At 67.2% G+C, this 16,482-nt stretch carries 16 protein-coding genes; 14 read left to right on the top strand and 2 right to left on the bottom strand.

The window, feature by feature from the left end; genetic code table 11:
* Positions 1–114 precede the first annotated feature (114 nt).
* On the bottom strand, positions 115–657 hold the full coding sequence (locus CKO33_RS01540) for a Smr/MutS family protein (RefSeq protein ID WP_200178567.1): 543 nt from the start codon (positions 655–657) through the stop codon (positions 115–117).
* 108 nt (positions 658–765) lie between these two features.
* Between CKO33_RS01540 and surE the strand changes: the two genes are divergently transcribed.
* Genes surE through rpoS form a run of 5 tightly spaced genes read left to right on the top strand, consistent with a single transcriptional unit; the run spans position 766 to position 4,630 of the window.
* Entirely contained in the window at positions 766–1,521 is a 756-nt protein-coding gene (surE, locus tag CKO33_RS01535) for a 5'/3'-nucleotidase SurE (protein ID WP_200178564.1), read from the top strand.
* Positions 1,522–1,544: 23 nt separating this feature from the next.
* Positions 1,545–2,186: a protein-L-isoaspartate(D-aspartate) O-methyltransferase gene (locus tag CKO33_RS01530; RefSeq protein ID WP_200178753.1), complete on the top strand. Its 642-nt coding sequence runs from the start codon at positions 1,545–1,547 to the stop codon at positions 2,184–2,186.
* Entirely contained in the window at positions 2,183–2,767 is a 585-nt protein-coding gene (locus CKO33_RS01525; protein WP_200178562.1) for a VTT domain-containing protein, read from the top strand. The genes CKO33_RS01530 and CKO33_RS01525 overlap by 4 nt, the downstream gene beginning before the upstream one ends.
* A gap of 13 nt (positions 2,768–2,780) precedes the next feature.
* A complete protein-coding gene (locus CKO33_RS01520) occupies positions 2,781–3,572 on the top strand; it encodes a peptidoglycan DD-metalloendopeptidase family protein (protein WP_200178560.1) in 792 nt (263 codons plus the stop codon).
* A gap of 32 nt (positions 3,573–3,604) precedes the next feature.
* Positions 3,605–4,630, top strand: coding sequence for an RNA polymerase sigma factor RpoS (gene rpoS, locus CKO33_RS01515; protein ID WP_242472411.1), 1,026 nt, complete (start codon positions 3,605–3,607; stop codon positions 4,628–4,630).
* Between the two features lie 12 nt (positions 4,631–4,642).
* Here rpoS and CKO33_RS01510 read toward each other — a convergent pair whose 3' ends face one another.
* On the bottom strand, positions 4,643–5,023 hold the full coding sequence (locus CKO33_RS01510) for an Mth938-like domain-containing protein (RefSeq protein ID WP_200178558.1): 381 nt from the start codon (positions 5,021–5,023) through the stop codon (positions 4,643–4,645).
* 150 nt (positions 5,024–5,173) lie between these two features.
* On the opposite strand from CKO33_RS01510, the gene alaC reads away from it, so the two are divergent.
* The 9 genes from alaC (at position 5,174) to CKO33_RS01465 (ending at position 16,448) form a co-directional block, all read left to right on the top strand.
* Complete coding sequence (alaC, locus tag CKO33_RS01505; RefSeq protein ID WP_200178556.1) at positions 5,174–6,373, top strand: alanine transaminase; 1,200 nt, start codon at positions 5,174–5,176, stop codon at positions 6,371–6,373.
* A gap of 217 nt (positions 6,374–6,590) precedes the next feature.
* On the top strand, positions 6,591–6,956 hold the full coding sequence (locus tag CKO33_RS01500) for a response regulator (protein ID WP_200178550.1): 366 nt from the start codon (positions 6,591–6,593) through the stop codon (positions 6,954–6,956).
* Positions 6,957–6,987: 31 nt separating this feature from the next.
* A complete protein-coding gene (locus CKO33_RS01495) occupies positions 6,988–9,408 on the top strand; it encodes a chemotaxis protein CheW (protein WP_200178548.1) in 2,421 nt (806 codons plus the stop codon).
* Between the two features lie 11 nt (positions 9,409–9,419).
* On the top strand, positions 9,420–9,926 hold the full coding sequence (locus CKO33_RS01490) for a chemotaxis protein CheW (RefSeq protein WP_200178546.1): 507 nt from the start codon (positions 9,420–9,422) through the stop codon (positions 9,924–9,926).
* Between the two features lie 36 nt (positions 9,927–9,962).
* Complete coding sequence (locus CKO33_RS13800; protein WP_274600711.1) at positions 9,963–12,530, top strand: methyl-accepting chemotaxis protein; 2,568 nt, start codon at positions 9,963–9,965, stop codon at positions 12,528–12,530.
* 83 nt (positions 12,531–12,613) lie between these two features.
* The gene (locus CKO33_RS01480; RefSeq protein WP_200178544.1) at positions 12,614–13,441 is read left to right on the top strand and encodes a CheR family methyltransferase; all 828 of its coding nucleotides are present in this window, start codon (positions 12,614–12,616) and stop codon (positions 13,439–13,441) included.
* A gap of 10 nt (positions 13,442–13,451) precedes the next feature.
* Entirely contained in the window at positions 13,452–14,060 is a 609-nt protein-coding gene (gene cheD, locus CKO33_RS01475; RefSeq protein ID WP_200178542.1) for a chemoreceptor glutamine deamidase CheD, read from the top strand.
* Between the two features lie 78 nt (positions 14,061–14,138).
* Positions 14,139–15,344, top strand: a complete 1,206-nt coding sequence (locus CKO33_RS13910; protein WP_338081717.1) for a methyl-accepting chemotaxis protein — start codon at positions 14,139–14,141, stop codon at positions 15,342–15,344.
* A 51-nt stretch (positions 15,345–15,395) separates the two neighbouring features.
* Positions 15,396–16,448 (top strand): chemotaxis-specific protein-glutamate methyltransferase CheB, encoded by a 1,053-nt coding sequence (locus CKO33_RS01465; protein WP_200178540.1) that lies wholly within the window; start codon positions 15,396–15,398, stop codon positions 16,446–16,448.
* Positions 16,449–16,482 lie beyond the last annotated feature (34 nt).

The following is a 16,482-nucleotide window of genomic DNA, read 5'->3' as shown; positions in this document are numbered from 1 at the left end:
GGGCGTCGCGGGGCGGACTCCGCCTCCGTGCCCTCGCCCGACTACCTGACCATCATACCATGTTATTCCGGATTCGCGGGGACGCCGGGTCCTTGAAAAATCGCCTGCGGATCGTCAGTCTTTGAGGCGCAGCAGGACCAGCACGGCTCCGGTCCCACCCTGGTTCTGGGGGGCGGAGCAGTAGGCCAGGACCTCGGCACGGCGGCGCAGGCACTGGGCCACGAGGCCCTTGAGGACCGGCCCCCGGTTGCTGGATCCCCGCCCCTTGCCGTGGACGATGCGCACGCAGCGCAGCCGCCGCTCGCGGGCGTGGGCGAGGAATTCCGCCAGGGCCTCCCGGGCCTGGACGGAGGAGAACCCATGGAGATCCAATTCGGCGGCGATGCGGTAATGCCCACGGCGCAACTTGCGAAAGACCTGGCGCTGCACCCCCTCCTGCATGAAGCACAGTTCGTCCCCGGGCTGCACCTCCGTTCCGGGGAAGGGGTCGTCCCGCAGCTCCTCCAGCACCCGCAGCCGCTCCCGCTCGGTCTGCCGGGGGCGCGGGGGAGGTGGCGCGGGACGGGCCCCGTGCCGGTCTCCGCGCACCGGATGCACCGGGCCCACGGCGGCACGGAATAGGGCACGGTCGTCGTCGGTGGGGTCCTCGGGCGGCATGGGGCTCCTCGGTCCGGGGTGCCTCAGGGGATGGGGCCGGGCCATCGTACCCTGCGATGGACCCGGCGTTTCCAGTATATTAGCGAAATGACCCAACAGTGATTCAATATGCGCATCCTGCTCAGCAACGATGACGGTGTCCACGCCCCCGGACTGCAGACCCTCTCCCGGGGCCTCAGGGAACAGGCCGAGGTCACCGTCGTGGCACCGGACCGGGACCGTAGCGGCGCCAGCAACTCCCTGACCCTCATCCGCCCCCTGCGGGCCCATACCCTGGACAACGGCGATATCCGGGTGGACGGCACCCCCACCGACTGTGTCCACCTGGCCATCACGGGCCTGCTGGAGCAGGAACCGGACATGGTCATCTCGGGGATCAACGCCGGGGCCAATCTGGGGGACGATGTGCTCTACTCGGGCACCGTGGCGGCGGCCATGGAGGGGCGTTTCCTGGGGCTGCCGGCCATCGCCGTCTCCCTGGCGGGCACCCCCCCCGTGCAGCACTATGAAACGGCGACCCGTGTGGTGCTGAACCTGCTGCAGCGGCTGCATGACATCCCGCTGCCCCCGGACACCATCCTCAACGTGAACGTCCCGGACCTGCCCTGGGCGGATCTGCAGGGCTATCAGTCTACCCGTCTGGGACACCGCCACAAGGCGGAACCGGTAACCCGTTCCACGGATCCCCGGGGGCACCCCATCTACTGGGTGGGCCCCTCGGGTCCGGAGCAGGACGCGGGGGCGGGCACGGATTTCCATGCCATCCGTTGCGGCTATGTCTCTGTCACCCCCATCCAGGTGGACCTGACCCGATACGAGGCCATGGATACGGTGTCCCGCTGGCTGGCGGAGGAACGGGCTTGAACCACGAGGTCACGGGGATCGGTATGACCTCCCAGCGGGCCCGGGACCGCCTTGCCCGGCGCCTGGAGTCCCTGGGGATCCGGGATATGCGTGTGCTGGAGGTGATGCGCACCACGCCACGGCACCTGTTCGTGGACGAGGCCCTGGCCCACCAGGCCTACGAGAACACCGCCCTGCCCATCGGCTTCGGCCAGACCATCTCCCAGCCCTGGATCGTGGCGCGCATGACCGAGGCCCTGCTGGCCCACGACCCCGCGCCGGGGACCGTGCTGGAGGTGGGTACCGGTTCGGGCTACCAGGCCGCCGTCCTCGCCCGGCTCGCCGGGCGCGTGGTGAGCCTGGAACGCATCCGCGCCCTGCAGCGCCGGGCCCGGGAGGTGCTGAGCAGCCTGGGCCTGCACAACATCAGCCTGCGCCATACCGACGGCAGCCAGGGCTGGGCGGAGAATGCCCCCTACGACGCCATCCTGCTCACCGCCGCCCCGCGGCAGGTGCCCGATTCCCTCCTGCTGCAGTTGTCCCCCGGGGGGCAACTGCTGGCCCCGGTGGGGGAGGAGGGGGGCAGCCAGTGTCTGGTGCGCATCATCCGCACCGCCTCGGGCTGGACCCGGGATGACCTGGGCCCGGTCAGCTTCGTGCCCCTGCTGCCGGGGGAGGTGCAGTGAAGCTGTTCGGTCCCCTCTACGACCGGGTGATGGGCTGGTCCCGTCACCCCCGGGCCCCCCGCTACCTGGCCGCCCTGTCGTTTGCGGAATCCTCCTTCTTCCCGGTCCCTCCGGACGTCATGCTGGCCCCCATGGCGGCGGCCCGGCCCGATCAGGGGATACGTCTGGCCCTGATCACCACCCTGTTCTCCGTCCTGGGGGGCCTGGCCGGTTATCTGCTGGGCCATCTCGCCTTCGAGGCGATCACCCCCTGGATCGTGCAGGCGGGGCATGGCGGGGAGCTGGAACGGGCCCGGGACTGGTTTGGCCAGTGGGGGGTCTGGGTCGTGCTGGTGGCGGGATTCTCCCCCGTCCCCTACAAGCTGTTCACCCTCACCGCCGGGGCCATGGCCATGCCGCTGGCCCCGTTCGTGCTGGCCTCCTTCCTCGGTCGGGGCGCCCGTTTCTTCACCGTGGCCCTGATCATCGCCGCCCTGGGTCCCCGCATCGAGCCGCGTCTGCGCCCGTACATGGAGTGGATCGGCTGGTCCACGGTGGCGCTGCTGGCCGTGGCGGTGGTCGCCTACCAGGTGCAGGGGTAGGCGGGAGGCCGTGATGCGCAAGGTGCTGGCAACCCTGGTCATCGGTATTGCGCTGACCGGGTGCAGTCTGGTGCCGTATATGGAGGATCCCGGCTTCCGTTCCGGGTACTACACCGTCCGCCGCCACGAGACCCTCTACTCCATCGCCTGGCGCTACGGTCTGGAATGGCGGGAACTGGCCCGCTGGAACGGTATCGATGCCCCCTACACCATCTACCCCGGGCAGCGTCTGCGCATGAACCCACCCGCGGGGGAGTCTCCGGAGGCGCCAGAGCAAAAGCCCACGGCGGTGGCCGCGGATCGTTCCCGGTCCGTCTCCGGCCGGGGGGGGGCGCATCGGGAGCCCTCGGGCCACGAAACCGGTTCCACCCGTTCCCCCGCGCCACGGCAAGCCCCCGAAGCGACGCAGGCGGCCCCTGCCCGGCAGCAGACGGGGATCCGCTGGCAATGGCCCACCCGCGGGGAGGTGGTGCGCCGCTTCCCCCGGGAGGATACGGCCAAGCGCGGTATCGGCATCGCCGGACAGAGGGGGCAGCCGGTGCGCGCCGCCGCAGGGGGGCGTGTGGTCTACAGCGGAAGTGGACTTGTCGGATACGGCAAGCTTATTATTGTGAAGCACGATCAACGCTATCTGAGTGCATATGCTCACAACGATAAAATCTTTGTAAAAGAAGGGGTTGAAGTCCGGGCAGGAGAAGAGATTGCATTGATGGGGGAGACCGGAACCGACCGCCCCATGCTGCATTTCGAGATCCGCAGGGATGGGGAACCGGTGGATCCGCTGAACTACCTGCCTGACCGTTGATAGGGGCGCGGCAGCCCCGAACAGGAGGTCCCATGCCGAGAAGGCGAGACGACACCCCGGGGCAGCGGGTCCATGAGGTACTGGACGAAGACCCCATGGCCCGGGAACCCGAGGAGGGAGAGGGGGACGTCGCCCGGGAGGGCAAGGAGGCGATCCTGGAGGGGGAGGCAACGGACGCGGAGGAGGTCACCGAGGTCTTCACTGCCGGGGACGTGCCCAAGGGGGAACTGGATGCCACGCGCATCTATCTCAGCGAGATCGAGTTCTCACCCCTTCTGACCCCCGAGGAGGAGGTGCATTACTCCCGCCTGGCGCAGAAGGGGGACGAACACGGCCGGCGCAAGATGATCGAGTGCAACCTGCGCCTGGTGGTGAAGATTGCCCGTCGCTACATGAACCGGGGTCTGGCCCTGCTGGATCTCATCGAGGAAGGCAACCTGGGGCTGATCCGGGCGGTGGAGAAATTCGATCCCGAACGGGGTTTCCGCTTCTCCACCTACGCCACCTGGTGGATCCGGCAGACCATCGAGCGGGCCATCATGAACCAGACCCGCACCATCCGGCTTCCCATCCACGTTATCAAGGAGCTCAACGTCTACCTGCGGGCGGCGCGCCGGCTGGCCCAGGAGCTGGACCACGAACCCACGGCCGAGGAGGTGGCCCGCCATCTGGACAAGCCGGTGGAGCAGGTCAAGCGCATGATGGCCCTCTCCGAGCGCGTCACCTCGGTGGATCTGCCCATCAGCCGCGACGGGGAGCGCCCCCTGCTGGACATGCTCCCGGACGAACAGACCCCCGAACCCTCCGAACTGATCCAGGACGAGGACGTGGTGCATTACGTGGAGGAATGGCTGGGCGAGCTGGACGAGAAACAGCGGGAAGTGATCGTGCGCCGCTTCGGCCTGAATGGATTCGAGCGCTCCACCCTGGAGCAGGTGGGCTTTGAACTGGGGGTCACCCGGGAGCGGGTGCGCCAGATCCAGATGGATGCCCTCAAGCGCCTTCGCCGGATCCTGGAGAGCCGGGGGTTTTCCGAGGAGAGTCTGCTGCAGAACTGAACCGGGGCTGCCTTATCCCCGCCCGGGCATGAGCAGGGCCGCCGCCACCCGGCGGCCCTCGGCCATGATGAGGTTGTAGGTGCGGCAGGCGGCGGGGGTGTCCATCACCTCCAGGCCCACCCCCGCCTGCTGGAGCCGCAGGCGCACCTCCCGCTGTGGCCAGGCCAGGTGGTCCCCGGTACCCAGGAGCACGATCTCCGGCCCCATCTCCAGGACGGGGATGAAGGCGCCCCCGGTGAGATCCCGGGGTGTCCTCGGGGCCCAGTCCGTCAGCAACTGGTCCGGCATTACCACCAGGCTCTGCCGGTGTACGGTCTCATTGATGCGCACACCGCCCTGGCCATAGGCCGTGATGGCATACCTTCCCTCACCGTATTCCCGCGCCAGTCTCATGGCGCAGAAATTACCCCGCTCAAGGGGTGCTGGCAAGGCCCTGCCCCGGCCTGGTTTCGGGGATGCGGGATCGCATTGACAGGTCCCCGCACCCTCAGTAGTGTTTTCAATTTCACCCCATCCATCCCGAACCTGTCCCGGAAACGCCCCGTGATCGACGAATTTCCCAGAATCAAGCGTCTGCCCCCCTATGTCTTCAATATCGTCAACGACCTGAAGGCCAAGGCCCGGGCCCGGGGGGAGGACGTCATCGATTTCGGGATGGGCAACCCCGACCAGCCCACGCCTTCCCATATCGTGGAGAAGCTGGTGGAAGTGGCGCGTCGCAACGACACCCACCGCTATTCCATGTCCCGCGGCATCCCGCGGCTGCGTCGCGCCGTATGCCGCTGGTACAAGGACCGCTACGACGTGGATCTGGACCCCGAGTCGGAGGCCATCGTCACCATCGGCTCCAAGGAGGGCCTGGCCCACCTGGCCCTGGCCACCCTGGGGCCCGGGGATGCCGTGCTGGTCCCCAATCCGGCTTATCCCATCCATCCCTACGGTTGCGTCATCGCCGGCGCCGATATCCGCCATGTACCCCTGACGCCGGATGTGGACTTCTTCGCCGAACTGCAGCGGGCCATCGAGGAGTCCTGGCCGCGTCCGAAGATGCTCATCCTCAACTTCCCGGCCAACCCCACCACCCAGTGCGTGGAGCTGGACTTCTTTGAGAAGGTGGTGGCCATCGCCCGGGAGCACAAGATCTGGGTGGTGCACGATCTGGCCTATGCGGAGATCGTCTTTGACGGCTACAAGGCCCCCTCCATCCTGCAGGTACCCGGGGCCAAGGACGTGGCGGTGGAGTTCTACACCCTCTCCAAGAGCTACAACATGCCCGGCTGGCGCGTGGGCTTTATGTGCGGAAACCCCACCCTGGTCTCCGCCCTGGGCCGCATCAAGTCCTATCTGGATTACGGCACCTTCACCCCCATCCAGGTGGCCGCCATCGCCGCCCTGGAGGGCCCTCAGGACTGCGTCGAGGAGATCCGCCAGCTCTACCGCAGCCGCCGGGACGTGCTCTGCGACGGGCTCAACGCCCTGGGCTGGCCCGTGGAGAAGCCCAAGGCCACCATGTTCGTCTGGGCCCCCATCCCCGAGCAGTATCGCCACATGGGGTCTTTGGACTTTTGCAAGAAACTGCTGCGGGACGCCAAGGTGGCCGCCTCCCCGGGGATCGGTTTCGGCAGCCATGGCGACGGACATGTGCGCTTTGGTCTCATCGAGAACGAGCACCGCACCCGTCAGGCCCTGCGGGGGATCAAGGCCATGCTCCGGGAAGACGCCCGTTCCGAACGCATCGCCTGAATCTTCCGTTTCCCTGCAATGCTGCGCCGCCGGGCCTTTCCCGGCGGCGCAGCCCGTGCCGATCCGGGTCAGTGGCCTCAAGCTTTTCCCCGGATGTGCGATACCCTTCACTGAATCTGTTCAAGCCTTGCGGCGCTGCGATAGCATGCGCCGGACACGATCGGGTTGATCCCCTTCTCCTTCGGGGGCCTATCTTTCGGAATCAAGGAGCATCTGCATGGCCAAGTCGATTCTTACGGTGGATGATTCGGCGTCCATCCGCCAGATGGTGTCGTTCACCCTCAAGGGGGCGGGCTACAGCGTGACCGAGGCGGTGGACGGGCAGGACGGCCTGGAAAAGGCCCGGTCCGGGAGCTTCAATCTGATCTTTACGGACCAGAACATGCCCCGCAAGGACGGGCTCACCCTCATCAAGGAATTGCGCAACCTGCCGCAATACCGGAGTGTACCGATCCTGATGCTCACCACCGAGTCCAGTGAGGCCATGAAGTCGCAGGGGCGTTCCGCCGGGGCCACGGGGTGGCTGGTGAAGCCCTTCGACCCGCAGAAGTTGCTGGAGGTGGTGCGCAAGGTGATCGGCTGAGGGCACCTACCCGAGCGCAGGGGAGTCAGGTATGACCATCGACATGAGCCAGTTCTACCAGGTGTTCTTCGACGAGACCGACGAACACCTATCGGAGATGGAGAGCCTGCTCCTGGAACTGGACGTGGATCAGCCCGACCTGGAGAAGCTCAATGCCATCTTCCGGGCCGCCCATTCCATCAAGGGCGGGGCGGGTACCTTCGGTTTCACCGACATGGCCCGGGTCACCCACGTCCTGGAGACCCTGCTGGACCGCCTGCGCAAGCAGGAACTGAAACCTGCCGTGGAGATGGTGGACGCCTTCCTGGAGGCCGGGGACGTGCTGCGGGCCCAACTGGAGGCCCACCGGGCGGGTGGGGAGTACCAGGACGAGCGCATCGAGCAGGTCTGCCAGCGCCTGGAGGCGCTGACGGCGGGGGAGCCCCCACCGGCTGCGGATATGCACGCCGCTGCCCCGGACTCGGACCACCCTGAGCCATCCGTGGAAGGCACGGGCTGGCGCATCCAGTTCGATCCCGTGGCGGCGGGCATCGCCGAGGCCGACACCCTGAACGCTCTGGCCGACGGGGTTGCGGAGCTGGGACGGCTGCAACGGGTGGACGAGGCCACCGGACGGCCGTACCGCTGGGAACTGGTGACGGACACCCAGGTGCCGGCGGAGCGCATCCTCGAGGTCTTCGATTTCGTCTGCGACACGCACCACATTCGGCTGGAGCCCCTGCCGGCGTCCGGGGCATCCGTGGCCGCGGACCCCGGCTATGGCCTGTTCGATGCCGCGCCCGGGACCCCGGCGGACACCGGGCCGGATCCCGGTTACGGTCTTTTCGAAGACGCCCCGGGCGCAGCCGGCGCCGACGTGGCGGAATCTGCGATGGCCCGGGATGCGGCTGCACAGGAGGCGGGATACGGTTTCTTCGCGGCGGCTCCCGGCAGCCCCGACCCGAGCGGGGAGGTCCAGGAGGGGGAGGGCTACGGTCTCTTCAGTGATGCCCCGGGATCGGAACAGGTGCACGCCCGGGCCGAGCAGGACCGGGCGGAGACGGCCCAGGGCTATGGGCTGTTCGATCCCTCCCCGGGTTATCCCGGGGCCGCCCGGGAGCCGGAAGGGAACCACGGGGACCCGGACGTACACCCCCATCCCCCCCCGGAGGCCGGCAAAAACGCCGATACGGGTGCGGCCGCAGGCAACGCCCCGCCGCCGGGGGGCGGTCAGGAACGCCGTCAGGGTTCCGGCCGGCCGCCGCGAAAACCCGGCGGGGGGGATTCCTCCATCCGCGTGAGCGTGGAGAAGGTGGATCAGCTCATCAACCTGGTGGGGGAACTGGTCATCACCCACGCCATGCTGGCGGAATCCGCCTCCCGGCTGGACCCGGTGGCCCATGAGAACATCTTCAACGGTCTGTCCAATCTGGAGCGCAACTCCCGGGATCTGCAACAGGCCGTCATGTCCATCCGCATGATGCCCATCAGCTTCGTCTTCAACCGCTTCCCCAGGGTGGTGCGGGACACGGCGGCCAGCCTGAAGAAGAAGGTCCGCCTGAAGCTGGTGGGGGAGGATACCGAACTGGACAAGGGGCTGATCGAGCGCCTGGCCGACCCCCTGAACCACCTGGTACGCAACAGCATCGACCACGGCATCGAGGCCCCGGAGAAGCGCCGCGCCGCCGGCAAATCCGAAACCGGGGAGATCACCCTGCGTGCCAGCCACCAGGGGGGGAATATCGTCGTGGAGGTGGCCGATGACGGGGGCGGCCTCAATCGGGACAAACTCCTGGCCAAGGCCACGGAGCGGGGGGTTTCGGTGAGCGAGAACCCCAGCGACAAAGAGATCTGGCAGCTCATCTTCGCCCCCGGCTTCTCCACGGCCGATCAGGTCACGGACATCTCCGGACGGGGCGTGGGGATGGACGTGGTGCGCCGCAATATCGAGCAGATGAACGGGCGCGTGGATATCGATTCGGCGCCGGGGGAGGGCACACGCATCACCATCCGCCTGCCCCTGACCCTGGCCATCCTGGACGGTATGTCCGTGCGCCTGGGGGAGGAGATCTTCATCCTGCCGCTGACCGCCATCCGGGAGTCCATCCAGCCGCGGCCGGAGCAACTCAAGACCGTCTCCGGCCAGGGACGGGTGCTGCAGGTGGGGGACGAATACCTGCCCCTGATCCTCCTCCAGGAGGTGTTCGACCTGGGATCCCCGGCACAGCGGATCGAGGACAGCATCATCGTGCTGGTGGATACGGGCCAGGGGCGGGCCGCCCTGGTGGTGGACGAACTCCTGGCCCAGCAGCAGGTGGTGATCAAGAGCCTGGAGACCAATTACCGCAAGGTGGAGGGGGTGTCCGGTGCCACCATCCTCGGGGATGGGCGGGTGGCCCTGATCCTGGATGTGGATGAGCTGCTCCGGCTGAGCCATCGCACCGTCCGGCCCCGTCCATCCACCACAGCATGAGGGGATAGCCCATGACCGAGGAACTGAAGGAACGGGCCGCCGTCAACACCGACGACAGCCGGGAATACCTGACTTTCACCCTGGGCGAGGAGGAGTATGGCATCGACATCCTCAATGTCCAGGAGATCCGGGGCTACGACGCCGTCACCAAGATCGCCAACGCCCCCGACTTCATCAAGGGGGTGATCAACATGCGCGGCGTCATCGTCCCCATCATCGACATGCGCCTGAAGTTCAACCTGGGTGAGGTGGAGTACAACCAGTTCACCGTGGTGATCATCCTCAACGTCACCGGCCGGGTCATCGGCATGGTGGTGGACGGGGTGTCGGATGTGGTGGCCCTGCGCCGGGAACAGATCCGCCCCGCGCCGGAGTTCGGGGCCGTGCTGGACACCGACTACATCGAGGGCCTGGCCACCCTGGATGAACGCATGGTGATCGTGGTGGATATCGAGCGCCTCATGTCCAGCAATGAAATGGGGCTGGTGGACCAGGTCCAGCAGCAGCAATCGGTCTGAGACGCGCGGCTCAATCAAACAAGGGGAATGCCTCTCATGCGCTGGTTCAACAATCTGCCCGCCGGGGTCAAGATCGGCCTGCTCAGCGGGGTGTTGCTGCTGTCCCTGGCCTATGCCATCTACGAGGCCTTCCTGGGCTTTAACCAGTGGTCCGACTACTCCGAGCAGGTGCGTGACAACCGCCTGCCCTCCATCCAGGCCCTGGGGGCCCTGAACACCGAACGCATGGCCATCCGCGCCCAGACCGTGGAGGTGCTGGACCAGGAGGAGGCCTATGACGACAAGACCGGTCTGCGGGAGATCGCCCGGGAACGGACCGAGTCCTGGCGGGTGATCGACGAGAACTGGGAACGACTGCAGGGGATCCCGCGCCTGACAGAAACGGGACGACGCACCATGGCGGAGCTCAAGGCCCGCTACCAGGACTGGCGGGAGATCTATGTGGAGCTGGACCGGCTGCTGGCGCTGCTCATCAACACCCGTGATCCGGCACGCTTTGACCGCCTCATGGGGGACTATCGCGAGACCATGCAGCGCATGGTCCCCATCTCCGATGCCATGGGCGAGACCTTCATGAGTCTGGTGCAGGGCAACATGCAACGGGCCTCCGCCCAGGCGGATGAGGCGGTGGTGACCTCCTCCGCCGAGATCCGCCAGCTCCTCTGGTTGTCCGCCCTGGCCATCCTGGTCTCCCTGGCCCTGGCAGTACTCACCATCCTGGGCCTGGCCAGGCCCCTGCGCACCCTGGTGGAGCACTTCCACGCCATCGGCAACGGCGACTACGACCAGAAGATCCAGCAGGACCGGCGCGACGAGGTGGGCCAGGCCCTCCAGGGTCTGGCGGACATGCAGGCCAAGCTCAAGGCGGATATCGGCAAGACCAAACGCACGGCGGCGGAGAACCTGCGCATCCGCTACGCCCTGGACAGCGTCTCCTCCAATGTCATGGTCTCGGACGTGGAAGGGGAGATCATCTACGCCAATGATGCCGTCATCGGCATGTTCCGCCGCGGGGCCAGCGAGATCCGCAAGGACCTGCCCAACTTCGATCCCGAGCAGGTGCGCGGGGCCAACGTGGATATCTTCCATCGCAACCCCGGCCATCAGCGGCAGATGATGGAGGCCATGCGCAGCACCTATGAGACCGAGATCCGCATCGGCGGTCGCACCTTCAAGCTCATCGCCAATCCCATCTCCGACAACGAGGGCGAGCGTCTGGGTACGGTCATCGAATGGGCTGATCGCACCGAGGAACTCAAGGTGGAGAACGAGGTGAGCGCCCTGGTGGAGGGCGCGGTGAAGGGGGACTTCACCCGGCGTGTGGCCACCGAGGAACTGGACGGTTTCTTCCAGCGCCTGGGCAACGGCGTCAACACCCTTATGGAAAAGACCGCCACGGGCCTTGGCGAGGTGGCCAACGTGCTCAATGCCATCGCCCAGGGGGACCTCACGCGCCAGGTCACCGGCGACTACGAAGGCACCTTCGGTGAGCTCAAGCGGGACACCAACAACACGGCGGAGCGGCTCAAGGAGCTCATCGGCCAGATCAAGGAGTCGGTGGACGCCATCAACACGGCGGCCAAGGAGATCGCCTCGGGGAACACGGACCTGTCCCAGCGCACGGAGGAGCAGGCCTCCAGCCTGGAGGAGACGGCCTCCAGCATGGAGGAGCTCACCTCCACGGTGAAGCAGACCGCGGACAATGCCCGCCAGGCCGACCAGCTCTCCGGTACCGCCCGGGAGGTGGCCACCCGCGGCGGCGACAAGGCCAGGCAGGCCATGGAATCCATGAAGGCCATCACCGAGAGCTCCGAGAAGATCGGCGACATCATCACGGTGATCGACGGCATCGCCTTCCAGACCAACATCCTGGCGCTGAACGCGGCGGTGGAGGCGGCCCGGGCCGGGGAGCAGGGCCGCGGGTTTGCCGTGGTGGCCGGCGAGGTGCGCAACCTGGCGCAGCGCTCCGCCTCGGCGGCCAAGGAGATCAAGTCCCTCATCGCCGAGGATGCCGAGACCATCCAGACCGGCAGCCGGCAGGTCATGGAGGCGGGCGAGACCATGGAGGAGATCGTGGAGCAGGTGAAGCGGGTGTCGGATCTCATTGCCGAGATCGCGGCGGCCTCGGACGAGCAGAGTTCAGGCATTGAGCAGGTGAACTCGGCGGTGACGCAGATGGACGAGGTGACGCAGCAGAACGCCTCCCTGGTGGAGGAGGCGGCGGCCGCGGCCGAGTCCCTGGAGGAGCAGTCCCAGGATCTGGCCCGGGCGGTCAATGTCTTTCGTGTGGACGAGCAGCGCCGCTCCGGTGGCCTGTCGGCCCCGGCGCGGGGAGACTCCCGGGCCCTTCCGGGTTCGACCTCCGCCGGGCAGGGTGCTGCCCGCTCCTCCAGAGCCGCTCCACGGCAGGGGAGTCAAACCACAGGAAAGGGTTCCGGTGCCCAGGCCCGTCCCCAGGGCGGGCAGGGAGGATCCGGTACGGGCAAGGCCGCACCCAAAGGCGGCACTGGCAAGACGGGCAGCGCGTCGGGCGGAGGCAAACCCGGTGCGGGGTCCCGCAAGGCCCCGCCGGCCGCTGCGGACGACGAATGGGAAGAGTTCTGATCCTTCAGGGGAGCATGGGAGCTTGAAAGGGAATCCGGTACCCGGCGCATCCCGCCTGGGCCTGCAGCGCGGGGTCGGCCTCCATGCGTGAACGGGAATTCGCGTTCTCGGATGCGGATTTCCAGCGCATCCGCCGCCTGATCTACGAACATGCCGGGATCTCCCTGCATACGGGCAAGCGGGACATGGTCTACAGCCGGGTGGCGCGCAGACTGCGCATCACCGGGCTGGATTCCTTCGCGGAATACCTGGACCGCCTGGAGGTGCAGTCGGAGGAGTGGCAGCATTTCGTCAACGCCCTGACCACCAACCTGACCTCCTTCTTTCGCGAGGCGCACCACTTCCCGATCCTCCAGGAACATGCCCTGGAGACCTATCGGCGCGAGCGCCGGGGGCTGCGCATCTGGTCCGCCGGCTGTTCCACGGGGGAGGAGCCCTATTCCATCGCCATGACCCTCATAGAGGCCTTTGGCGGGCGGCAGCCCCCGGTGCGGATCCTGGCCACCGACCTGGACACCCAGGTGGTGAGGCACGCCGAGGAGGGGATCTACCCCGCCGACCGCGTGGCGCGCATGCCGGAGGCCCAGGTGAAGCGCTACTTCCTGCGCGGCAAGGGGGAGATGAAGGGGCTGGTGCGGATCAAGCCCCAGGTGCGCGAACTGGTGACCTTCAAGCCCTTCAATCTGCTGGGCTCGGAATGGCCCCTGAAGGAGCCCTTCGATGCCATCTTCTGCCGCAATGTGCTGATCTACTTCGACAAACCAACGCAATACCGTCTGCTGGCCCGCTTCCATCCCCAGCTGCGGCCCGATGGGCTTTTGTTCGTGGGGCACTCGGAGAGCCTGGCCCACGCCGCCGATCTGTTCCGCCTGCGGGGCAAGACGGTATGCGTGCCGGTGCGGCGGTCATGAGGATGCCCGGATGACGGCCTTCGAGGAGGTATTGGCCCCGAACCTGTACTATGACCGCCACTTCGAGATGGACGCGGTCAAGATCCTTCCGGGGGAATACTACGTTTCCAACCGGGACCTGCTCATGGTGACGGTGCTGGGATCCTGCATCGGCGCCTGTGTGCGCGACCGGGTGCGGGGGATCGGCGGGATCAACCACTTCATGCTCCCGGACGACAAGCGGGAGGAAGACCGGCGCGTGGGCAGCTCCATGCGTTATGGGGACTACGCCATGGAGATCCTCATCAACCAGTTGCTCAAGCTGGGGGCCCGGCGTGCCGATCTGGAGGCCAAGGTCTTCGGCGGGGGCAATGTACTGCCGGGCTTCAAGACCAACGTGGTGGGGGAACGCAATGCCCACTTCATCCTGGATTATCTGCGCATGGAGGGGATCCCCGTGGCGGCCAAGGACCTGCTGGGGAACCACCCCCGCAAGGTCTATTTCTTTCCCGCCACCGGACGGGTGCTGGTGAAGAAGCTGCGCACCCTGCACAACGACACCATCATCGCCCGGGAGATGAGCTACAGCCGCAAGCTGCGTCAGGCCCCTGTATCCGGCGAGGTGGAGCTTTTCGGCTAGAGGCCGCGGCCATCACCAGCGCAGATCGGGGATGGGGGAACCGTGGATCCGCACGATCGATGCAACGAGGAGAGGGACATGCACGGGACGACCAACGAGATCCTGAGCCACCACTGGCCGGCGGCCGCTGCGGGTGTCGTCGTGCTGGTGCTGACCCTCGTAGGGCTGCTGCCCGGCTGGGTCGGCGTGCTGCTGGCGGCCCTGGCCTGGCCCGTCTCCCTGGGGCTGCGCCCCCTGTCCCGGGAGACCCCTGAGGCCACCACCACGGATGCCGGAGCTGCCCAGCGGGAGGGCTCCGACCGGGAACTCTGGGACCTGGTGGTGGAGATCGACGCCCTCATCGCCCCGGAGACCTCGGAACTGCGGGACCTGGTGGGGCAGGCCAAGGATCTGGTGCACAACGCCGCGAACGACCTGCAAAGCAGCTTCCATAGCCTGAACGATTCCTCCCGCAATCAGCGCGATCTGGCGGTGCAGCTCTTCCACGGCATGGCCGGGGACGAGAATGACGAAGGCCAGGGTATCGACATGGATGCCTTTATCCAGGAGAACGAGAAGGTCCTGGGAGAGAACGTGCAGATGCTCATCGACATGGGCAAGCACTCCGTGGAGGTGGCCCACCAGGTGGACGACCTGGCCACCCTCATGGGACAGATCTTCGAGCTCCTGGACAGCGCCAAGCACATCGCCGGTCAGACCAATCTGCTGGCCCTGAACGCCGCCATCGAGGCGGCCCGGGCCGGGGAGGCGGGCCGCGGCTTTGCCGTGGTGGCCCAGGAGGTGCGCAAGCTCTCGCGGGATTCCGACCGTTTCAACGAGCAGATCCGCGAGCATGTGGAGAAGGCCAGCCAGCTCTTCGGCCATACCCGGGACGTGGTGGGCCGCATGGCCTCCCAGGACATGAATACCTCCATCAGCGCCAAGGGGAGCATGGACGAGATGATGAACCAGGTGCAGCAGCTGAATCAGCGCATCTCCCGGGGACTGGACGAGATGAGCCAGCAGGCGCAGCAGGTGCAGGACAGCGTGAATGCCGCCGTGCGCCTGCTGCAGTTCGAGGACATCACCCGTCAGGTGCTGGAACGGGCACAGATGCGCATCGACTTCATGGAACGCTTCGTCGCCGAGCTGCGCCAGTTGCCCCTGGTGGAACCGGGCCGTTCCCGGAACCAGGTGGAACAGGCCCGGGCCCGGCTGGAGTCCCTGAGGGAGGAATTGCGCCAGGCCGCCCACAAGCCGGTGCAGCAGACCTCCATGGGTGGCGGCGAGATCGAGCTCTTTTGAGGATGCGGCCCTTGATCCCGGCATTCATCCTTCATTTCCGGGGGACGGCACGTGGATAGACCGGTGCGCGTCCTGGTGGTGGACGACTCCGCCCTGGTGCGCAAGGTGCTCAAGGAGATCCTGGGCACGGCCCCCGGGATCGAGGTGGTGGGCACGGCCCAGGATCCCTACGTGGCCCGGGAGCGCATCAAGGCCCTGAATCCGGATATGCTCACCCTGGACGTGGAGATGCCGCGCATGGATGGGCTCACCTTCCTGCGCAACCTCATGCGTCTGCGCCCCATGCCGGTGGTCATGGTATCCTCCCTCACCGCACGGGGGGCCGAGGTGACCCTCCAGGCCCTGGAACTGGGGGCCGTGGATTTTGTCACCAAGCCCGCCCTGGATATGGCCCGTGGGCTGGAGGGCTATCGCGACGAACTGGTGGAAAAGATCCGCACGGCGGCCGCGGTGAACATCCACGCCCGCCGACAGCCGCCACCGAAACACTCCGTGGACGCGGTCCTGCCCCGGCGGCAGGCCGTGCGCCTGCGCACCACCGACCGCCTCATCGCCATCGGCGCCTCCACCGGCGGCACCGAGGCGGTCAAGGATGTCCTCGTGGCCCTGCCGGCGGACTGCCCTGCGGTGGTGGTGGCCCAGCATATCCCGCCGGGCTTCAGCGGGGCCTGGGCGGCGCGCATGGACCGCCTGGCGGGTATCCGGGTGAAGGAGGCGGAGGACGGTGAGCGGCTCATGGCGGGCTGCGCCTACGTGGCCCCGGGCAACCGTCATCTGCTGGTGGCCCGGGACGGGGCCCGCTACATCTGCCGGCTCAGCGACGGGGAGGCGGTGAACCGCCACCGCCCCAGCGTGGACGTGCTCTTCCGCTCCGTGGCCCAGGCCGCCGGGACCAATGCCTGCGCCGCCCTGCTCACCGGCATGGGGGCCGACGGCGTCCTCGGGCTGGAGGAGTTGCACGCCATGGGCGTGTTCACGGTGGCCCAGGACGAGGCCACCAGCGTGGTCTGGGGCATGCCCGGGGAGGCGGTGAAGCGTGGAGCCGTCACCCAGGTCCTGCCCCTGCCACGCATCGCCGAGGCCCTGCTGAAGGCCACCCGCTGAGTCCCTTCCCGGGGGCGGCAAAATTTTGCCGCCC

The organism is Ectothiorhodospira mobilis (assembly GCF_016584115.1).
Lineage (GTDB): Bacteria > Pseudomonadota > Gammaproteobacteria > Ectothiorhodospirales > Ectothiorhodospiraceae > Ectothiorhodospira > Ectothiorhodospira mobilis.
This window is presented reverse-complemented; position numbering and strand designations above follow the sequence as displayed.

Bases quoted from the DNA above. Each gene is read 5' to 3' on its own strand.
- CKO33_RS01530 (WP_200178753.1), top strand. From the start codon at position 1,545: ATGACCTCCCAGCGGGCCCGGGACCGCCTTGCCCGGCGCCTGGAGTCC.
- CKO33_RS01490 (WP_200178546.1), top strand. From the start codon at position 9,420: ATGACCGAGGAACTGAAGGAACGGGCCGCCGTCAACACCGACGACAGC.
- CKO33_RS13800 (WP_274600711.1), top strand. From the start codon at position 9,963: ATGCGCTGGTTCAACAATCTGCCCGCCGGGGTCAAGATCGGCCTGCTC.
- surE (WP_200178564.1), top strand. From the start codon at position 766: ATGCGCATCCTGCTCAGCAACGATGACGGTGTCCACGCCCCCGGACTG.
- CKO33_RS01480 (WP_200178544.1), top strand. From the start codon at position 12,614: ATGCGTGAACGGGAATTCGCGTTCTCGGATGCGGATTTCCAGCGCATC.
- CKO33_RS01520 (WP_200178560.1), top strand. From the start codon at position 2,781: ATGCGCAAGGTGCTGGCAACCCTGGTCATCGGTATTGCGCTGACCGGG.
- CKO33_RS01540 (WP_200178567.1), bottom strand. From the start codon at position 657: ATGCCGCCCGAGGACCCCACCGACGACGACCGTGCCCTATTCCGTGCC.
- rpoS (WP_242472411.1), top strand. From the start codon at position 3,605: ATGCCGAGAAGGCGAGACGACACCCCGGGGCAGCGGGTCCATGAGGTA.
- cheD (WP_200178542.1), top strand. From the start codon at position 13,452: ATGACGGCCTTCGAGGAGGTATTGGCCCCGAACCTGTACTATGACCGC.
- CKO33_RS13910 (WP_338081717.1), top strand. From the start codon at position 14,139: ATGCACGGGACGACCAACGAGATCCTGAGCCACCACTGGCCGGCGGCC.
- CKO33_RS01510 (WP_200178558.1), bottom strand. From the start codon at position 5,023: ATGAGACTGGCGCGGGAATACGGTGAGGGAAGGTATGCCATCACGGCC.
- CKO33_RS01495 (WP_200178548.1), top strand. From the start codon at position 6,988: ATGACCATCGACATGAGCCAGTTCTACCAGGTGTTCTTCGACGAGACC.
- CKO33_RS01500 (WP_200178550.1), top strand. From the start codon at position 6,591: ATGGCCAAGTCGATTCTTACGGTGGATGATTCGGCGTCCATCCGCCAG.